Source organism: Ramlibacter tataouinensis (assembly GCF_027941915.1).
Lineage (GTDB): Bacteria > Pseudomonadota > Gammaproteobacteria > Burkholderiales > Burkholderiaceae_C > Ramlibacter > Ramlibacter tataouinensis_C.
In genome coordinates this window covers 4,367,866-4,385,426 of the sequence record NZ_CP116009.1, presented here as the reverse complement: position 1 = coordinate 4,385,426, position 17,561 = coordinate 4,367,866, and the positions used below count along the sequence as shown (strand labels likewise).

The window sequence follows — 17,561 nt, the reverse complement described above, 5'->3', positions numbered from 1 at the left end:
GTAGTGGACGGTCGTTCAGCAGCGCGCCGCTACCATCGACGGCCATGGCCTACACCGTCGCCGTCCGGACCCTGTGCGAGTTCACGGCCAAGGCGGGCGACCTCGACCTGCGCTTCACGCCGGCGCCGACGGCGCTGGAGGGCATCGCCGGCCACGCGGCGGTGACCCGCGCGCGCGGCGCCGGCTACGAGCGCGAGCTGGCGCTGGAAGGCAGCTTCGGCCGCCTGCGCGTGCGCGGCCGCGCCGACGGCTACGACCCGGCGCGCAACCGGCTGGAGGAGATCAAGACCCACCGCGGCGACCTGGCGCGCCAGCCGGCCAACCACCGCCACCTGCACTGGGCCCAGGCCCGCATCTACGGCTGGCTGCTGTGCGAGGCACGCGGCATCGAGTCGCTGGAGATCGCGCTGGTCTACTACGACGTCGGCCGCCAGAAGGAGACGCGCATCGAGGCGCTCCACACGCGCGAGGAGCTGCGCGCGTTCTTCGAGGCGCTGTGCACGCGCTTCCTGGACTGGGCCGACCAGGAGCTGGCGCACCGCGAGGGGCGCGACGCGGCGATGGCCGCCCTCGCCTTTCCGCACGAGGCGTTCCGGCCCGGGCAGCGCGAACTGGCCGAAGCCGCCTACCGCATCGCGATGCACGGCCGCTGCCTGCTGGCGCAGGCGCCCACCGGCATCGGCAAGACCGTGGGCACGCTGTTCCCGGTGCTCAAGGCGCTGCCCGGCGCGCGCATCGACAAGCTGTTCTTCCTGGCCGCCAAGACGCCCGGGCGGCAGCTGGCGCTGCACGCGCTCGAGCGCATCACCGGTACGGCGGCCGGCGCGCCGCTGCGCGTGCTGGAACTGGTGGCACGCGACAAGGCCTGCGAGCACCCGGACAAGGCCTGCCACGGCGACTCCTGCCCGCTGGCCAAGGGCTTCTACGACCGGTTGCCGGCGGCGCGGGCCGCCGCGCTGGCTGGCGGCGCCATGGACCGCGCGCCGCTGCGCGAGGTCGCGCTGGCCCATTCGGTCTGTCCCTACTACCTGTCGCAGGAGCTGGCGCGCTGGACCGACGTGGTCGTGGGCGACTACAACTACTGGTTCGACGGCGGGGCGCTGCTGCACGCGCTGGCGCAGGAGGAAGGCTGGCGCGCCACGCTGCTGGTGGACGAGGCGCACAACCTGGTCGAGCGCGGGCGCGAGATGTACTCGGCGCAGATGGATCCGGCGGCGCTGCATGCGCTGCGCCCCAAGGCGCCGCCCAAGGTCAAGCGCGCGCTGGGCCGGCTGGCGCGCGCCTGGGACGGGCTCGCCGCCTCGCAGCAGGAGGCCTACGCGGTGCACGAGAAGCTGCCCGACGACTGGCTCGATGCGCTGCAGAACGCCTCGGCCGCCATCGCCGACCACCTGGCCGAGGCGCCGCAGGAGCCGGCCCCGCAGCTGCAGCAGTTCTGGTTCGATGCGCTGGCGATGCTGCGGCTGGCCGAGAGCTTCGGCGAGCACTCCGTGTTCGACGTGACGCTGCGCGCCGGCCCGCGCGGCCCGCAGGCGCTGCCGTGCATCCGCAACCTGATTCCCGCGCCCTTCCTCGGCGAGCGCGTGCGCAACGCGCAGTCGGTGGTGCTGTTCTCGGCGACGCTGGCGCCCGACGGCTTCTACCGCGACATGCTCGGCTTGCCGGAGCAGACGGCCTGGATCGCGGTGGACTCCCCCTTCGCGGCCGACCAGCTCAACGTGCGGCTGGTGCGCAGCATCTCCACCCGCTGGCAGGACCGCGAGCGCTCGGTCGCGCCGATCGCCGAGCTGGTCGCACGGCAGTACCGGGCGCAGCCGGGCAACTGGCTGGCCTTCTTCAGCAGCTTCGACTACATGGCGCGGGTGGCGGCGGCGCTGCGCGAGCGCGAGCCGGACTGGCCGGTGTTCCAGCAGTCGCCGGCCATGCCCGAAGCGCAGCGGCGCGAGTTCCTGGACCGCTTCGTGCCCGGCGGCCGGGCGCTCGGTTTCGCGGTGCTGGGCGGCAGCTTCGGCGAAGGCATCGACCTGCCGGGCGACCGGCTGGTCGGCGCCTTCATCGCCACGCTGGGCTTGCCGCAGGTGAACCCGGTCAACGAGGAGATGCGCCGGCGCATGGGCCGCGCGTTCGGCGCCGGCTGGGATTACGCCTACCTGTACCCCGGCCTGCGCAAGGTGGTGCAGGCCGCCGGCCGCGTGATCCGCACGCGCGAAGACCGCGGCACGGTGGTGCTGATCGACGACCGCTTCGCCCGCCCCGAGGTGCGCGCGCTGCTGCCGGCGTGGTGGCGGCTGCAGCTGGACGCCTGATGGCCCGAACGGGCCAGCACGCGCGGGCCCCCGCGGCGGGTGCACGGTTTATGTTCGGGGCGTGGCCCGCGGCGCGCTGTCGGTCTTCGCGCTGCGCCCCGTTGCCGGAATCCGAACCGTGGACATGTCCCGCCGCACCCTGACCGCCCTGTTGCTTTCCAGCCTGTTCGGCCGCGCGAGGGCCGCGCCGGCGCAGCCGCCCGCTGCCGCCGGTCCCGCGCACCGCATCGGCATCGTGCTGCTGCACGGCATCGGCGCCGATGGCCAGAGCATGGCGCCGCTGGCCGCCCGGCTGCGCGACGCCGGCTGGCGGGTGCGCACGCCCGACCTGCCCTATGGCGGCCCGCGCGCCTTCAGCCAGCCGGTGGCGGCGGCCGAGCGCATCGTGCAGGACGCGCTGGACGCGCTGCGCCGCGAAGGCGCGACCCGGCTGGTGCTGGCCGGCTTCAGCCTCGGCGGCTTTTTCGCCGCCCACATGGCCGGGCGGCTGCCGGTCGATGCGCTGGTGGCGATCGCGCCGAACGGCGGCGCCGACATGAAGCCGCTGGACGACCAGCTCGCCAAGGCGCGCGGGCTGGTGGCGGCCGGCCGCGGCAACGAGCCCACGCTGCTGCAGGACTCCGACGTGGTCAGCCCCGCGCGCTACGACCTGCCGCAAGCCGTGCCCTCGGCCTACGTGAGCTGGTTCGACCCGGACGGCGCGATGAACTGGCAGGCCGTGTGGCGCCGCCTGCGGCCGGGCACGCCGGTGCTGCTGGTGGTGCCGACACGCGACCTGGCCAACCTGCGCAAGGTCAGGCGCGAACTGTGGCAAGGCCTGCCGCCGCACCCGGCCAACCGCCTGTACGAGCCGCGCGCCGACCACCTGGGGGCGCCCATGGCCTCGGCCGAGGAGGCGGTGCGCTGGATCCGGGAAACGGTGGAAGCGGGCAGCCCCCGCTGAGCGGATCGTGTAGGCCTGCACGGACGCGTTCGTCCGCCCTGTTCTTGCTTGCAGCGCGCGCGCTGCGGCCTACCTTGTGCGCATCCTCATTCACCAAGGAGTTCGAGATGAAGAAGGACCAGGTCAAGGGCAAGCTGAAGGAAGTCGCCGGCGAGGCCCAGGAACGGCTCGGCCGGGCGACCGGCGACCGCGAGCAGGAGGCCAAGGGGCATGCCCGCGAACAGCAGGGCAAGGTGCAGAAGAAGGTCGGCGACGTGAAGGAAGGCGTCGACCAGATCGTGCGCAAGCCGTGACGGCCGGCGTCAGCCGCCACCCAGCTCGCCCAGCACCCGCAGGCTGAGCCGCTCCAGCAAGTTCGCGAGGGACGCCACGGCGTCCCCCTCGGCGGCCTCGGTTCGCAGCCGTGGCCAGAGCGCCTGCAGCGCCGCCAGCTCACCGGTGACCGCGGCCTCGGCCCTCGTCCGCCACAAGTCAGGCTCGGCGAGGGCGCGGCCGCGGTGCGCTGCGTCCAGGTAGCGCAGCAGCACCGCGGCCACCAGCGCCTGCAGCATCTCGTCGCTCAGCGCCACGCTGGACCCGCCCGGCGTCTGCGAGCCCCGGTTCTTCCAGGCGGCCGCCACCAGCGCGGCGCCGCCGCCCACCAGTGCGCCGAGCGCGCTCGCCGCGCCGAGCGTGAGGCCGCCGGTCATCAGGTCGACCGCGGCCCCCATCGCGGCGCCGCTCGCCGCCCCGGCCAGCCCGGCCTGGGGCTCGTGCACCGATTGCTCGATGCGGAACCGCTCCGGCAGGTCGTGCGCCTCGAGCGGCGACCCGCCCCCGCCCTCCACCCCGTGCAACGCGCGCAGTCGCGCGTCGCCGCCGGCCTGGCGCTCGCGCACGCGCCCCAGCAGCGCGGCCATGGCTTGCCGCCGGGCCGCCTGGCCGGCTTCGCGCTCCTCGCGCACCACCAGCTGGCGCATGCCGGTGGGCCGGGTGTTCAGCTCCGCGCTGTCGCGCGCCGCCTGCGCCACTTCCGCGGCCAGCAGCCGCATCGACTCGACATGGCGGGCATGGGCGCGTTCCTCCCAGACCGACCACAGGCGCTGCGCGCCGGCCGCCTTGTACGGCGGCAGCAGGCGCTCGATGGCGGCGCGCAGCCGGCTGTCCTCGCGCCAGGTCGGCAGCGCCGCCAGCGGCAGGGTCTCGCCGCCGGCCGGCGCGCGCCGCAGCAGCGCGGCACAGGCCGACTCGCAACCCGCGCCGGCCAGCAGCAGCGCGGGCCAGGCGCCCTGTTGCAGCAGCCCGCTCCAGGCGTCCGGCGGGTCCTGCGACGAACAGGCCAGCAGCAGCACGTCGGCGCGCAGCGTGTCGGTCGCGCCCGCCACGGCCAGCGGCGCCTGCGGGCGCCGGCCCAGCGGCAGCCATGCCGGCCAGCGGCCCGCGGGAGGCTCGGCGCGCACCGCCATTGGCGCCGCCTGCCCGACCGGCAGCACGACGCATTGCAGGCTGTCGCCGCGCGCGCTGGTGAACAGGGTGAACGGCTCGCCGGGACGCGCCGGCAGGACGCCGCCGGAGGCCTGGCGCAGGATGGTTTGCAGGGGATCCGCGCCATCGGCCGCGGCCCGGCCGATCGCCAGCAGCACGCGCGCCGGCCGCACCCGCCCCAGCAGCGGCGTGAAGTAGGCATCGCCCAGGTCCAGCGCGATCGAGCCCGCCAGCCAGCGTTGCCGCAGCGCCGCCCACAGGGCCAGCAAGGCGCGCGGCAGCACGACCAGCAGGCCCAGCAGGCCCATGTAGAGGAACACCCAGCGCCGGGCCTCGGCCCGGCCCACGCCCTCGCCCGAGCCGAAGTGCAGCCGCGCCAGTTCGTCCAGGCTGAACGGCTCCATGCCGGTGACGGCGACCACCGGCGCGAACAGGAACTGCAGGAAGGCATGCACCTGCGGCAGCTCCAGCAGCGTGCTCTCCCAGCCGATGCGGTACTCGCGCACCAGCCCGCCAAGGGCGATCGAGGCCGCGACGCCGACGGCCCACGCCGCCGCCGAGGTGTGCAGGATGCGGCGCCAGCGCTGGCCCTCCAGCGCGCCGGCCACGCGCCACCACTGCAGCCGGAACCGGTTGGCCACCTGCTGCGCCACGCCGCCGCGCGGGCGTTCCGCCAGTGCCTCGAGGTGGCGCGCCCAGCGCCCCGGCCCGGCGGCAGCGCGGGGCGGCCAGAAGGCCGCGACGGCGATGAACAGGTAGACCGCCAGGTTCCACAGCAGGAAGGCCAGCAACGGCGGCGACAGCAGGTTGACCTGCTTGGGGTTGTCGATCCGTTCGATCAGCCCGCCGGCCACCAGCGCCAGCATGGGCAGCCCCCAGGCCAGCCACGCCATCCAGTGGGGCGGCCGCTGCAGGGCCGCCAGCCGCGGCTGCCGGTGCTCCAGCAGGCCGGCCAGGCGGCTCGCCCGCTCCAGCACCCAGGCCCTGGCGTCGAGCGCCTCGCCGCGCGCCGGATCGCCAGTGGCGGCCAGCGCCTCGCGGTCGGCCTGCTCGCGCTCGGCCGCACCGACCAGCTTGCCGTGCGGATCCGCCGCGTCCAGCGCCTGCACCAGCACGATGCGGCGCGCCTGCGCCTCGTTGACGTGGATCGGTTCGGTGGGTGGGGTGGCGCTGTGCAAGCCTGCGATTCTAGGAACAGGACGAGCCGCCTCCACGCCGCCTCGCCCTTGCCGACCGCAGGTCGATCCCTAGTGCTTGCCCTTTTCCTCGGCCAGCCGGCGCGCCTCGCGCATCACGACCACGCTGGGCTGCTTCTCGAATGGCGTGGGCGGCAGCCCGATCAGCGCCTGCAGGTAGGCGTGGGCCCGGTTCATGTCGGCGCCGATCATGGCCAGCGCGACCTCGTGGTCGGGCTGGTGCTGGGCGATCTCCAGGTAGGCCGCGCGAAAGCGCGCATAGTCCGCTTCGGCCCGCGCCACGCGGCGCTGCACGGCCTGCATGTTGGCGTACTCTTCGCGGGTGTAGCGCATGCAGGGCATGCTAGGCCGCCGCCGCGTGTCGAAGTGCAACCGGTGTGCAACATCACACAGGCGGATGCAACGCCGTGCAAGCCGTCACGTTGCGGCGGCACCGCGCCCGAGCGTCTGCACCAGCATCTCGGGCGTGCACGGCTTGGGCAGGATGTCGAAGCCCTGCTGCGCGATGACGTCGAGCTGTTCCGCGTAGCCGGTCATCACGATCACCCGCAGCGACGGCCAGCGCTGGCGCACCGCGCGCGCCAGGGCCACCCCATCCATCTCGCCGGGCATGACCACGTCGGTCAGCAGCACATCGGGCAGGCGCTCCTGCGCCGCCAGCCAGGCGAGCGCGGCCCCGGCGCGGTCGAAGTGCGTGACGCGACAGCCGAGCGCCTCCAGCACCGGCGCCAGCGCCGCCGCCACCTCGGCGTTGTCCTCCACCATCAGGACCTGCAGCGCCAGGGCCCGCCCGAGCGAGGGCAGCGTGTCGTCCTTGGGCGGCGGGCGCTCGTCGGGCGGGAAGAACATGCGCACCTGCGTGCCCCGGCCTGGCTCGCTGGCAACGGTGGCGGTGCCGCCGGCGCGCTGGGCCAGGCCATAGACCTGGCTCAGGCCCAGGCCGGTGCCCTCGCCCACCGGCTTGGTGGTGAAGAACGGCTCGAACACGCGGTCGAGCACGTCCCGCGGAATGCCGCGGCCGTTGTCGGCCACCTCCACCATCACCAGCGGGCCCTGCACCAGCGGCGGCAGCTCGCCGGGGCCGGCGTTGCGGGCGCACAGCGCGAGCAGGCCGTCCTGCTCGAGCGCGTCGCGCGCATTGATCGCCAGGTTGAGCAGGGCCAGTTCGAACTCGGCCGCATCGACGCGGATCGGCCGGGTGTCCGGCTCGACCGTGATTTCCAGCCGGGTGCGGCTGCCCAGCACCGGGCCCAGCAGGTCGCGGATGGCGGGCAGGCGCTCCTGCAGCCGCACCTGCTCGGGCACCAGCGCCTGGCGGCGCGAGAACGCCAGCAACTGGCGGGTGAGCTTGGTGGCGGAAGCGACGCGCCGGATCGAATCGAGGTACGGCCCGTCGGAGGGGGGCTGCTTCATCCGCAGCAGCAGCAGGTTGTTGCTGATCACCATCAGCGCGTTGTTGAAGTCGTGCGCCACGCCGCCCGTCAGGCGTCCCAGCGCCTCCAGCTTCTGCGCCTGCAGCAGCGCCTCCTCGACCCGCCGGCGCGCCTCGGTTTCCTGCTGCAGCCGGTGCGCGCTTGCCAGCGCATCCCCGCTGCGGCGGAGCGCCAGCCGCACCGCCAGGAACAGCGCCACTGCCGGCGGCGCGCCGAAGGCCGCCAGCCAGCCCATCTCGCGCAGCCAGCGCTTGCGGATCTCCAGCGTGTCCATGCCGGTGCCCAGGTAGATCGGGTAGTCGCCGACCCTGCGGAACGCCAGCAGCCGCGGGCGGCCGTCGATCGACGAGACCCCGTGCAAGGTGCCGGCCCTGGCGCCGGCGCGGATGCGCGACATCACCGGGCTGTTGTGCGCCAGCCGCTCCGGTGCATCGCGCAGCACCGGCCAGCGCGTGAAGACCAGGCCGTCCTCGCGCAGCAGGTTGATCGCCAGGCCCGGCTCATCGGCGGCCAGGTCGCGGTGGAACTGCTCGAAATAGTCGGTCAACAGCCGGATCGACACCACGCCGCCGAAGCTGCCGTCCGGCTGCCGGCGCGCGGTGCTGACGTCGAAGAACGATTCCCCCGTGACGCGCGAGACCAGCGGCCTCGAGACATAGACCCCGCCGCGTCCCTGCTGGTGCCAGCGGAAGTAGTCGCGGTCGGATGCATCGATCGGCGGGGCCGGGTACAGGCGGCTGCTCACCAGCGGCCGGCCATCGGTGCCGAACACCAGGATGCTCTGCAGCTGCGGCTTGTTCTGCGCCATGGCGCTCAGCAGCGCATGGACGCCGGCCTGCTGGTGCTCGACGTGCAGCCCCGGCCTGGCCGCGATGTCCACCACCCGCGCCAGCAGCGACTCGGTGGTATCCATCACGCGCAACGCGTGCTCGCTGGCGATGCGCAGCGCGCGGTCCAGCCGCACCTCGGTCTCGCTGCGCATCTGCTGGTAGCGATGGACGCCGACGCTGGCCCAGGCCAGCAAGGGCAGCAGCAGGCACAGCCAGGGCAGCCAGCGCAGCGCCTGCAGGCTCGACCGCCCGGGAGGCGGCGACGGCGATGAGGGCAATGGCTCGATTCCGGGCGGGACGGCGGTGACGGAGATCAAGGGCTCGGGACGCTGGTGAAACGGATGCGAGCCTAGCCCAAACCCAACTCAGCCATGACGCATTCCGAGGCGCGACGATAACGACAGGCCTGCGCCGCGGTCAGCGCTTGCCGCGCACCGTGCTGCCGGCCAGCACGGCCTCGAGCGCGTCCAGTTCCACCGGCTTGGTCAGGTGGGCGTCGAAGCCGGCCTCGGCGGTGCGCTGGCGATCGCCGTCGGCCCCCCAGCCGGTCAGCGCCGCGATGAAGACGCCTTCGGCGCGCGGGTCGCGGCGCAGATTGCGCGCGACCTCGAAGCCGTCGAGCACCGGCAGGCCGAGGTCGAGCAGCACGACATCGGGCTGGAAGGCGATGGCCTGCTCGAGCGCCTGTGCGCCGTCGGCGGCACCGGCGACCTCGTGGCCCAGCATGCCCAGCAGGGCCAGCAGCGTCTCCAGCCCGTCGGGGTTGTCCTCGACGACCAGCACGCGGCGCATGCCGGCGCCGGCATGCCGCTGCGGGGCCGGCGCGAGGGGCGCGGGCGGTGCCGGCTGGCGCGGGAAGTGGGAGGCCGCCGGGGTCGACCTGCCTTCGCGGTGAGAGACGCGATCCTCGAACATGTACATCTGTAACGGATGATGCCACGCGGGCCAGCCCAGCAGGACCGCACAACCGGGCATTCCCGGGACACGGTGCGCAAGTGCGCACAGCATCACGCTGGCGCGCTCCATCGGGTGTGGCGCGCCACCAACCCGACCATGAGCGCGCGACCTGATGGGGCGCCCCGAGACGAACGAAGGGGCCGCATCGCTGCGGCCCCTTCGTGGCAAGGCTTGCGCTGCGGCGCTCAGGCGGCCGGCTGCAGGCCCATGCGGGAGTTGAACGACCAGCACGCCGCCTCGAAGCTGCGGATCTCGTGCAGCGCCTCGCGCAGGCTCATCTCGCCGCGCTCCATCAGCTTGCCGGCCAGGTGCTCGGTCAGCGGCTTCAGGCGCAGCAGCAGCGACTTGGTCTCGCCGTACAGGCGCTCGCTCTGCGCTTCCATGATGCTGCGCGTCTCCTCGTCGAGCTGGCGGCCGCCCTGGCCGTCGTTGGCCAGCGCGCCGAAGTTCAGGCGCGTCTTGCGGTACATGCCCATCTCGCCGACGGCGTGGTGCAGCAGCTTGGTCACGCGGGTGATGTCGTTGTGGGCGCCGTTGGTGGTGCCCTCCTCGCCGAAGAACAGCTCCTCGTTGGCCATGCCGCCCAGCAGCACGCGCACGTCGTGCTCGATGTCGGCCTTGGTCTTGAGCAGGTTGGCGCCCTGCTTGTGGAACACGAAGCCCAGCGCGTTGTTGCGCGGGTTGGCCTTGAGCGAGATCTTGATGGTCTTCATGTCGGCCAGGATCGCGTCCCAGTCGCCGCCGGCCTTCTTGCGCTCCTGCTCGAAGTCGACCAGGAAGTGGCCCCACTCGTGGATGGCGATGACGCGGCGGTCGCGCTCACGCTCCTTGGTCGCGTTGGCGTTGACGTTGCCCACCAGCACGCGCTCGGCTGCCTGCATCAGCGTGTCGGAGCCGATCATGATGCCGGCCTGCACCGCGGTGATGCCGGCCTGGTTGACGATGGTCTCCAGGTCGGCCGGACTGCGGCCCTCGGTGATCTCCACCAGGTGGCGCAGGTCCAGCTCCGGCAGCACCTTGTCGGCGCGCTGCGACAAGTAGTGCTCGATGATGGCCAGCCGCTCCTCGCGGTTGGGCAGGCGGAAGTCCACCTTCATCTGGAAGCGGCGCAGCATGGCCTCGTCCATCTGCATCTGCTCGCTGTTGAAGTTGGACGCAACGATCCAGATGATCTCGGCGTCGCTCTTGGTGCGCACGCCGTCCAGCACCGCCAGCAGCATGTTCTGGGTGTCGTCGTCGAACTTGCGGTGGCCGCCGCGCTTCATGAACAGGTCCTGCGCCTCGTCCAGGAACACGATGCAGCGCTTGCGCCGCTTGGCCATCGACACGATGCGCGACAGCGTGCCGGCGCCGCCGCCGACGTAGCCGGTCTCCAGGTTCACCGCCGAGTGGAACAGGATCGGCAGGTTCAGCTCCTTGGCCAGGTAGCTGGCGAGCTTGGTCTTGCCGGTGCCGGCTGGGCCGCTGAACATCACGTTGAACGGCTTGTTGATGCCGTACTCGGCGTACTCGGCGCGCCGCATGTACTGGTCCTTGATCTGCGCGACCTCGGACTTGATGTCGTCCATGCCGACCAGGTCGGACAGCGAGCCGCTCACGTGCGAAGGCTCGATGAACTTGAGCGACTTGAACTGGCCCTTGAGCTGGAACGCCAGGAAGCCCAGCAGGCCGAGGGTGAGCGCGGCCGACAGCACGCCGGACACGCCGGCCTTCCAGGCGTCCTTCTCCGACTGCGGACGGGCGCCGGCGAAGCCCTGGTCCAGGCGCTCCAGGATCTTCACGCTCGCCTCGTTCAGGTCCGAGCGCGGCACGAAGGCCAGCTTGCCGCTCCAGGGCGCCGTGACCGCCTGGTCGGTGAAGATCTGGGTTTCCATGTCCGACGGGTAGTAGGCGTACTGCTTGCCGGCCGACTCGACCAGCACGACGCGCTCGGACACGTTCCACAGCAGCGGCTTGTAGACCACCGTGATGCGCTCGACCGGGTTGGCCTGCACGAAGCCCAGCAGCGAGCCGGTGCCGAACACCACCGGCTTGCTTTCGTCGAAGGCGGCCTTGCGGCCGGCCTGGGCCATGGCCTGGACCTCGGCCGCGACGGCGGCCTGCTTCTGCATCAGCACAATCGAATAGATCCCCGTCACCGGGATCATCAGGAGCACGGCCACGACCAGCAATTTCACGGCCGCGCTCTGGATGACGAACCAGTCGGAAACGCGCGCAGCCGCCTTCTTGATCGACAGCCAGAGGCCGCCGGAAGGCTGCTCGTCCTTGCCGAACTCGGGGGCGGGATGGGAACTGACGGATAAATCAGACATGCGAGTCCTCTCTTGTCGGTGCAATCCTACAGACGGGGTTTTTTCGGCGTAAGCGAAAAGTGCGGAAGGGGCTTCGTGAGCGGCCTCATCGTGACTTATGCACGCGCAAAAACAGCGGCTGGCTGAGCCGTTTTTCGCTGGGAAACGCGGCTGTTTTCCGGCTTGCGCCATCCGTGTTCCGAGCATGCGGTCGGCCTGCACGGCAACAGGACCTGCTCAGCCGGGTTTCCCCGGTTCATCGCTGGCTCTGCGGGAGGAACCCCGGGGCGTCGATGGCGTCCAATAGGCAGCCGGGTTTTTTCAAGTTTCTTCCCCCGGCTTCTTTCGTCCCCCTGCCGCTTCGCCGGCCGGGGGACTTTTTCATGCTGCTTCCTTCCGGTCCCTGGCGCCCGGTTACAAGCAGTAGGCAGCGTCCTACGATGTAACAGCGCCAGCTCCCAGGACGGCACGCTGCCGCGCTTCCTAGCATCCCCTTCCTTGCCGCGTCCGAGCGGCATGCAAAGGGAGGCATCGCATGACCCACGCGGGTTTGTTGTCCGGCCTGGCGCCGAGCCCGAAGCTGGACGGGGTGGCCCAGCCCCTGTTCGAGCTGTTCCAGCCGGCGCGCTCCCGCCGCACGGCGCAAGGGCGCCTCTACGAGGGCAACGGCCAGCCGGTGATCGTGTTTCCGCGCCAGGGAACCGGCCCGGAGAGCACGGCGCCGCTGCACCGCACGCTGCAGCAGGCCGGCTTTCGCCCGTTCGACTGGGGCTACGGCGTCAATCACGGCCCCCGCGGCATGGGGCTGTCGCGCTGGCTGCGCAAGCTGGAGGACTGCGTGATCGACGCCTTCGAGGCGACCCAGGCGCCGGTGACCCTGCTGGGTTGGGGCCTGTCGGGCATCTACGCGCGCGAACTGGCCAAGCGCGCCAATCCGCTGGTGCGGCAGGTGATCACGCTGGGCACGCCCTTCAACACCGCCGCCGACCCGCAGCGCCGCTGCCGCGTGCTCGCCCTGCTCGACAGCGGACCCGATCGCATGCCGCTGTCCATGCGCACCGGTCTGCGCCAGCGCCCGCCGGTGCCCGTGACCTCGATCTACAGCAAGAACGATACGGTGGTGCGCTGGGAGCAGTGCGTGGAGACCGAAACCGCCGAGAGCGAGAACATCGAGCTGTCCGGCGTCCGCCATGAAGGCCTCGCGATGCACCCGCGGGCGCTGGAAGTGATCACGCACCGGCTGGCGCAGCCGGAGGGACGCTGGCGCCCGTTCGCCGCGGCCGGTCGAGCGTGACCCGGCGCCCCTGTTGCCAGTCGCACTGGCATCGACTCGAGGAACCGGGGTTTCCCAACGCGTAAGCTTGGGGCCCCATGGCTCTTCCCTCCGCGTCGACCCGGCCTGCCAACGGCACCCGCTCCATCTGCCTGCGCGACCCCCGCCCGGGCGACTTGGGCTGGGTGGTGATGCAGCATGGCGAGATCTATGCCCGCGAGTACGGCTACAGCAGCGAGTTCGAGGCGCTGGTCGCCGAGGTGGCGGCCGACTGGCTGCGCAAGTTCGATCCCGCCTGGGAAAAGGGCTGGATCGCCGAGCTGGAAGGCGAACGGGTGGGCTCCGTGTTCGTCGTGCGCAAGTCGGCCACGGTGGCTCAGTTGCGCCTGCTGATCCTCGCGCCGCGAGCGCGCGGCCTCGGGCTGGGTGCGCGGCTGGTGGACGAATGCATCGCCTTCGCCCGCGGCAAGGGCTACCGCGAGATGGTGCTGTGGACCAATGGCCAGCTCGATGCCGCCCGCGCCCTCTACGCGTCGCGCGGCTTCGAACTCGTGACGAGCGAGCCCCTGGACGCGTACGGCCGGAAGCTGGTGGGCGAGAGCTGGTCGCTGGCCCTGCGGTGAAGCGCGCATGAACCTGGCGCTGTGGGCTGCCGCCGGCACCGGCGTGCAGGTGGGCGCCGCCATCGTCGCATCGCGCCTGGCCGTGGCCGAAGTGCCGCCCCTGACCCTGGCCATGCTGCGCTACGCGATCGGCTTCGCCTGCCTGCTGCCGTTCGCGCTGCGCCCGCTGGCCGCGCTGCCGCGGCCGCTGCCGGTGCGCGACGTGGCGGCGATGGCGGCGCTGGGCATCGTCCAGTTCGGCGTGCTGATCGCCCTGCTCAATTTCGGCCTGCAGCGCATACCGGCCGCGCCCGCGGCCCTGATCTTCAGCCTGTTTCCGCTGCTGACGCTGGGGCTGGCGGCAGCCCTGGGGCGGGAGCGTGCGTCGTGGCGTCTGCTGGCCGGCGTCGTCCTGTCCATCGCCGGCGTCGCGCTGACGCTGCTGCCCAAGCTGCAAGCCGGCGCGAGGCACGGCAACTGGTGGGGCGAACTGGCCGTGCTGGCGGCCGCCATCGCCGGCGCCCTGTGCAGCGTGCTCTACCGGCCGTGGCTGCAGCGCTACCCGGTGCTGCCGGTCTCCGCGTTCGCGATGCTGGCCTCGGTCGCCGCCCTGGCGCTGCTGGCCCTGCCGGAAGGCTGGCCGGCGCGGCTGGCGACCTTCAGCCCGCTGGCCTGGGGCGCGATCGCCTTCATCGGCCTGTCCAGCGGCATCGGCTACTTCTGGTGGCTGTACGCACTGAAGCACGAGTCGCCGACGCGCGTGACCGTGTTCCTGGCGCTCAACCCGGTCACCGCCGCGCTGCTCGGCTGGCTGCTGCTGGGCGAGCAGCCCGGCGCCACCGGCTGGCTGGCGCTGCTGCCGATCGCCGCCGGCCTGTGGCTGGCGACGCGCCCGGCCGATAATCCGCGCCCATGAGTTTTCCCTCCGCTCCGGCCGAAGCTGCGCCGCAGGAGCGGCCGCGGCCACGCTCCCTCCCCGACCTGTTCCTGTCCTTCACCTGGCTGGCGCTGCAGGGCTTCGGCGGCGTGCTGGCGGTGGTGCAGCGCGAGCTCGTCGAACGCAAGCGCTGGCTGACGCGCGAGGAGTTCGTCGAGGACTGGGCCGTCGCCCAGATCATGCCCGGACCCAACGTGGTCAACCTCTCGCTGATGATCGGCGCCCGCCACTTCGGCTGGCGCGGCGCCCTGGTGGCCCTGGCCGGCATGCTGGTGGCGCCGCTGGCGGTGGTGCTGCTGCTGGCCCTGCTGCACGCGCGCTTTGCCGATTCGCCGCAACTGGCCGGCGCGCTGCGCGGCATGGGCGCCGTGGCTGCGGGGCTGATCACCGCCACCGGGCTGAAGCTGCTGCCGACGCTGCGCACGCATCCGCTCGGACGGGCGGCCTGCCTGCTGCTCGGGCTCGCCAGCTTCGTCGCCATCGCGGTGCTGCGCCTGCCGCTGCTGGCGGTGCTGCTGGTGCTGGGCGGGCTCTCGTGCGCGCTGACCTGGCAGCGACTGGGCCGGGCCTGATGGGAGCGTCATGCAGATCGTGATGGACGCGGGCGACTGGCTGTCGCTGCTGCTGCACTTCCTGGTGCTGTCGCTGCTGTCGATCGGCGGCGCGATCACCACCGCCCCCGACATGCACCGCTTCCTGGTGCAGGAGCGGCACTGGCTGACCGACCCGCAGTTCAGCGCGTCGGTCGCGATCGCCCAGGCCGCGCCCGGCCCCAACGTGCTGTTCGTCGCCCTGATGGGATGGCAGGTCGGGCTGAACGCCGGCGGCCTGCACCTGGCGCTGCTGGGCGTGCTGCTGACGCTGTTCGGCATCCTGCTGCCCAGCACCACCCTCACCTACTTCGCCGCCCAGTGGGGCCATCGCAACCGCGAGCTGCGCGCGGTGCGCGCCTTCAAGCAGGGCATGGCGCCGATCGTGGTGTCGCTGCTGGTCGCCACCGGCTGGGTGCTGGCGTCCGGCGCCCGCCCGCAATGGAGCGACGCCCCGCTGTGGGCCGTGGCGCTGGCCGCCACGCTGGTCGTCTGGCGCACCCGCCTCCACCTGCTGTGGCTGCTGGGGGCGGGGGCGGTGCTGGGGTGGTTCGGGTTGGTGTAGGGCTCAATCCACCAGCAACTTCGGCAGCAGCGTGGCCGCAGTCCCGCGCAGGACTTCGTCGGCAACGCTGTCGAGGTCGCTGGGATGCGGGTTGAGCACCACCACCCGGGCACCGGCTTCCGACGCGACGTGCGCCAGGCCGGCCGCCGGGTAGACGGCGCCGCTGGTGCCGACCACCAGCATCAGCTGGCAGGCCTGCGCCGCCTGCTCGGCGGCCTCCAGCGCAGCCTCCGGCAGCATCTCGCCGAACCAGACCACCGCGGGCCGGCGCAGGTTGCCGCACACGGCGCATCGGGGTGGACGGGCCTCCACGGGCGGGCGGGACGAGCAGCAGGCGCGCGGCGGCTCCACCCAGCGGTCCTCGAAGATGTTGCCGTGCAGCGCCAGCACGCCTGCACTGCCGGCGCGCTGGTGCAGGCCATCGACGTTCTGGGTGATGACCGTGAGCTTGCCGGGGTGCCGCCGGCCGTAGTCCGCCAGCGCCACGTGGCCGGCATTCGGCGCCACCTGCGCCATGGCGGCGCGCCGCTGCGCGTACCAGTCCCACACCCGCTGCGGGTCGGCGCGGAAACCCTCTTCGGTCGCCAGTTCCTCGGGACGGAAATGGGCCCACAGGCCGGTCTGGGCATCGCGGAACGTCGGCACGCCCGACTCCTGGCTCATGCCGGCACCGGTGAGCACGGCCACGCGGCCTGCCGCCGCGACCCAGCCGCGCACCCGGTCCAGGTTCATGACCGTTGACGCAGGGCCTCGTACAGGCAGATGCCGCTGGCGACCGAGACGTTCAGGCTCTCGACCGCACCCCGCATCGGAATGGACACCAGCTCGTCGCAGGTCTTGCGGGTGAGCTGGCGCATGCCGGGCCCCTCGGCGCCCAGCACCAGCGCCACCGGCGCCTTCAGGTCGGCCTGGTACAGCGTGCGCGGCGCATCGTCGCTGGTGCCGATGCACCAGATGTTGCGGTCCTTCAGCTCGCCCAGGGTGCGCGCCAGGTTGGTCACCATGAAGTACGGCACCGTCTCGGCGGCGCCGCTGGCCACCTTGGCGACGGTGGCGTTCAGGCCGACCGCGTGGTCCTTGGGCGCGATCACCGCGTGGGCGCCGGCACCATCGGCCACGCGCAGGCAGGCGCCGAGGTTGTGCGGATCGGTCACGCCGTCCAGCACCAGCAGCAGCGGCGGGCCTTCGATGGCGTCGAGCAGGTCGTCGAGCGAGTGGGCGGCGGGCATCGGCTCGACCCGCGCGGCCACCCCCTGGTGGCCGTGGCTGCCGGCGAGCTTGGCGATGCGCAGCGCATCGGCCTCGATCAGCCGCACGCCGGCTTCGCGCGCGCGCTCGAGGAACTGGCGCATGCGCGCATCGCGTCGGGTCGGCTCGAAGAAAACCTCCAGCACCGTTTGCGGCGCCGTCTTCAGCCGTACCCCGACGGCGTGGAATCCGAACAGGATCCTGGCTGGGGAAGACATCGGCCCGATTATCGGGCCGCGCGAGCCCGACTCAGCCGGAAACGATGCGGCCAGCCTCGATGGTGATGCGATGCTCGCAGCGCTGGGCGATGGCGCGGTCGTGCGTCACCAGCACCAGCGTCGTGCCGCGCTCGCGATTGAGCTCGAACATCAGGTCCATCACCCGCTCGCCGGTGGCGAAGTCCAGGCTGCCGGTCGGCTCGTCGGCCAGCAGCACGGCCGGCTCGACCACGAAGGCGCGCGCCAGCGCCACCCGCTGCTGCTCGCCGCCGGACAGCACCTTGGGGTAGTGGCCCAGGCGCTCGCCCAGGTTCACGCGCTGCAGCATCGCGGCGGCGGCCTTGCGCGCATCGCGCCGCGCGGCCAGCTCCAGCGGCAGCATCACGTTCTCCAGCGCCGTCAGGTTGCCCAGCAGCTGGAAGCTCTGGAACACGAAGCCGACCTTGCGCGCGCGCAGCGCCGCGCGCTGGTCCTCGTCCAGCGCGAACAGGTCCTCGCCGGCCAGCCGCACGGTGCCTCGCGTGGGCGTGTCCAGCCCGGCGATGATCGACAGCAGCGTACTCTTGCCCGATCCCGACGCACCGACGATGGCGGCCGTTTCCCGCTCGGCCAGCCTGAAATCGATATCGCGCAGAATGTCGAGCGTTCCGGTCGAATCGGTCACCGACTTGTGGACGTGTTCGACGGCGATGATGGGTGGCGGCATGG

15 protein-coding genes and 1 pseudogene are annotated in these 17,561 nt (G+C 72.3%); 8 read left to right on the top strand and 8 right to left on the bottom strand.

Translation table 11 applies throughout. The annotated features are described in order from the left end of the window. Positions 1-44: 44 nt before the first annotated feature. From PE066_RS21050 to PE066_RS21040, 3 genes are all read left to right on the top strand, one after another. Entirely contained in the window at positions 45-2,306 is a 2,262-nt protein-coding gene (locus PE066_RS21050; RefSeq protein ID WP_271234465.1) for an ATP-dependent DNA helicase, read from the top strand. Between the two features lie 124 nt (positions 2,307-2,430). Further along, positions 2,431-3,249 carry an alpha/beta fold hydrolase gene (locus tag PE066_RS21045; protein ID WP_271234464.1) on the top strand — a complete coding sequence of 273 codons (819 nt, stop codon included), beginning with the start codon at positions 2,431-2,433 and terminating at the stop codon, positions 3,247-3,249. A 107-nt stretch (positions 3,250-3,356) separates the two neighbouring features. Continuing rightward, positions 3,357-3,542, top strand: coding sequence for a CsbD family protein (locus PE066_RS21040; protein ID WP_271234463.1), 186 nt, complete (start codon positions 3,357-3,359; stop codon positions 3,540-3,542). A 9-nt stretch (positions 3,543-3,551) separates the two neighbouring features. Here the strand turns inward: PE066_RS21040 and PE066_RS21035 are convergent, their stop codons facing one another. The 5 genes from PE066_RS21035 to PE066_RS21015 all read right to left on the bottom strand — a co-directional run bounded on the left by PE066_RS21035 (position 3,552) and on the right by PE066_RS21015 (position 11,441). Continuing rightward, on the bottom strand, positions 3,552-5,891 hold the full coding sequence (locus PE066_RS21035; protein WP_271234462.1) for a DUF3482 domain-containing protein: 2,340 nt from the start codon (positions 5,889-5,891) through the stop codon (positions 3,552-3,554). A gap of 69 nt (positions 5,892-5,960) precedes the next feature. Further along, on the bottom strand, positions 5,961-6,242 hold the full coding sequence (locus tag PE066_RS21030; protein ID WP_271234461.1) for a hypothetical protein: 282 nt from the start codon (positions 6,240-6,242) through the stop codon (positions 5,961-5,963). Between the two features lie 84 nt (positions 6,243-6,326). After that, positions 6,327-8,450 carry a hybrid sensor histidine kinase/response regulator gene (locus PE066_RS21025; RefSeq protein WP_271234460.1) on the bottom strand — a complete coding sequence of 708 codons (2,124 nt, stop codon included), beginning with the start codon at positions 8,448-8,450 and terminating at the stop codon, positions 6,327-6,329. A 139-nt stretch (positions 8,451-8,589) separates the two neighbouring features. After that, positions 8,590-9,087, bottom strand: coding sequence for a response regulator (locus tag PE066_RS21020; RefSeq protein WP_271234459.1), 498 nt, complete (start codon positions 9,085-9,087; stop codon positions 8,590-8,592). Between the two features lie 227 nt (positions 9,088-9,314). Next, positions 9,315-11,441, bottom strand: a complete 2,127-nt coding sequence (locus tag PE066_RS21015) for an AAA family ATPase (RefSeq protein WP_271234458.1) — start codon at positions 11,439-11,441, stop codon at positions 9,315-9,317. A gap of 514 nt (positions 11,442-11,955) precedes the next feature. Here PE066_RS21015 and PE066_RS21010 point away from each other — a divergent pair. From PE066_RS21010 to PE066_RS20990, 5 genes and pseudogenes are all read left to right on the top strand, one after another. Further along, entirely contained in the window at positions 11,956-12,714 is a 759-nt protein-coding gene (locus PE066_RS21010) for an alpha/beta hydrolase (RefSeq protein ID WP_271234457.1), read from the top strand. 116 nt (positions 12,715-12,830) lie between these two features. After that, positions 12,831-13,316 (top strand): annotated as a pseudogene (locus PE066_RS21005) (GNAT family N-acetyltransferase); the annotation flags it as partial. A 7-nt stretch (positions 13,317-13,323) separates the two neighbouring features. Next, positions 13,324-14,211, top strand: a complete 888-nt coding sequence (locus tag PE066_RS21000; RefSeq protein WP_271234456.1) for a DMT family transporter — start codon at positions 13,324-13,326, stop codon at positions 14,209-14,211. Further along, complete coding sequence (locus PE066_RS20995) at positions 14,208-14,804, top strand: chromate transporter (RefSeq protein WP_271234455.1); 597 nt, start codon at positions 14,208-14,210, stop codon at positions 14,802-14,804. The genes PE066_RS21000 and PE066_RS20995 overlap by 4 nt, the downstream gene beginning before the upstream one ends. 10 nt (positions 14,805-14,814) lie before the next feature. Continuing rightward, entirely contained in the window at positions 14,815-15,387 is a 573-nt protein-coding gene (locus PE066_RS20990) for a chromate transporter (protein ID WP_271234454.1), read from the top strand. A 3-nt stretch (positions 15,388-15,390) separates the two neighbouring features. Here PE066_RS20990 and PE066_RS20985 read toward each other — a convergent pair whose 3' ends face one another. Genes PE066_RS20985 through PE066_RS20975 form a run of 3 tightly spaced genes read right to left on the bottom strand, consistent with a single transcriptional unit; the run spans position 15,391 to position 17,559 of the window. After that, the gene (locus PE066_RS20985) at positions 15,391-16,119 is read right to left on the bottom strand and encodes an SIR2 family NAD-dependent protein deacylase (RefSeq protein ID WP_271234453.1); all 729 of its coding nucleotides are present in this window, start codon (positions 16,117-16,119) and stop codon (positions 15,391-15,393) included. After that, on the bottom strand, positions 16,116-16,853 hold the full coding sequence (gene rlmB / locus PE066_RS20980; RefSeq protein WP_271234452.1) for a 23S rRNA (guanosine(2251)-2'-O)-methyltransferase RlmB: 738 nt from the start codon (positions 16,851-16,853) through the stop codon (positions 16,116-16,118). The genes PE066_RS20985 and rlmB overlap by 4 nt, the downstream gene beginning before the upstream one ends. Positions 16,854-16,884: 31 nt before the next feature. Continuing rightward, the gene (locus PE066_RS20975) at positions 16,885-17,559 is read right to left on the bottom strand and encodes an ABC transporter ATP-binding protein (RefSeq protein ID WP_271234451.1); all 675 of its coding nucleotides are present in this window, start codon (positions 17,557-17,559) and stop codon (positions 16,885-16,887) included. Positions 17,560-17,561: the final 2 nt, after the last annotated feature.

Bases quoted from the DNA above. Each gene is read 5' to 3' on its own strand.
- PE066_RS20985 (WP_271234453.1), bottom strand. From the start codon at position 16,119: ATGAACCTGGACCGGGTGCGCGGCTGGGTCGCGGCGGCAGGCCGCGTG.
- PE066_RS20975 (WP_271234451.1), bottom strand. From the start codon at position 17,559: ATGCCGCCACCCATCATCGCCGTCGAACACGTCCACAAGTCGGTGACC.
- PE066_RS21050 (WP_271234465.1), top strand. From the start codon at position 45: ATGGCCTACACCGTCGCCGTCCGGACCCTGTGCGAGTTCACGGCCAAG.
- PE066_RS21030 (WP_271234461.1), bottom strand. From the start codon at position 6,242: ATGCGCTACACCCGCGAAGAGTACGCCAACATGCAGGCCGTGCAGCGC.
- PE066_RS21010 (WP_271234457.1), top strand. From the start codon at position 11,956: ATGACCCACGCGGGTTTGTTGTCCGGCCTGGCGCCGAGCCCGAAGCTG.
- PE066_RS21040 (WP_271234463.1), top strand. From the start codon at position 3,357: ATGAAGAAGGACCAGGTCAAGGGCAAGCTGAAGGAAGTCGCCGGCGAG.
- PE066_RS21000 (WP_271234456.1), top strand. From the start codon at position 13,324: ATGAACCTGGCGCTGTGGGCTGCCGCCGGCACCGGCGTGCAGGTGGGC.
- PE066_RS20990 (WP_271234454.1), top strand. From the start codon at position 14,815: ATGCAGATCGTGATGGACGCGGGCGACTGGCTGTCGCTGCTGCTGCAC.
- PE066_RS21045 (WP_271234464.1), top strand. From the start codon at position 2,431: ATGTCCCGCCGCACCCTGACCGCCCTGTTGCTTTCCAGCCTGTTCGGC.
- PE066_RS21015 (WP_271234458.1), bottom strand. From the start codon at position 11,441: ATGTCTGATTTATCCGTCAGTTCCCATCCCGCCCCCGAGTTCGGCAAG.
- PE066_RS21020 (WP_271234459.1), bottom strand. From the start codon at position 9,087: ATGTTCGAGGATCGCGTCTCTCACCGCGAAGGCAGGTCGACCCCGGCG.
- rlmB (WP_271234452.1), bottom strand. From the start codon at position 16,853: ATGTCTTCCCCAGCCAGGATCCTGTTCGGATTCCACGCCGTCGGGGTA.
- PE066_RS20995 (WP_271234455.1), top strand. From the start codon at position 14,208: ATGAGTTTTCCCTCCGCTCCGGCCGAAGCTGCGCCGCAGGAGCGGCCG.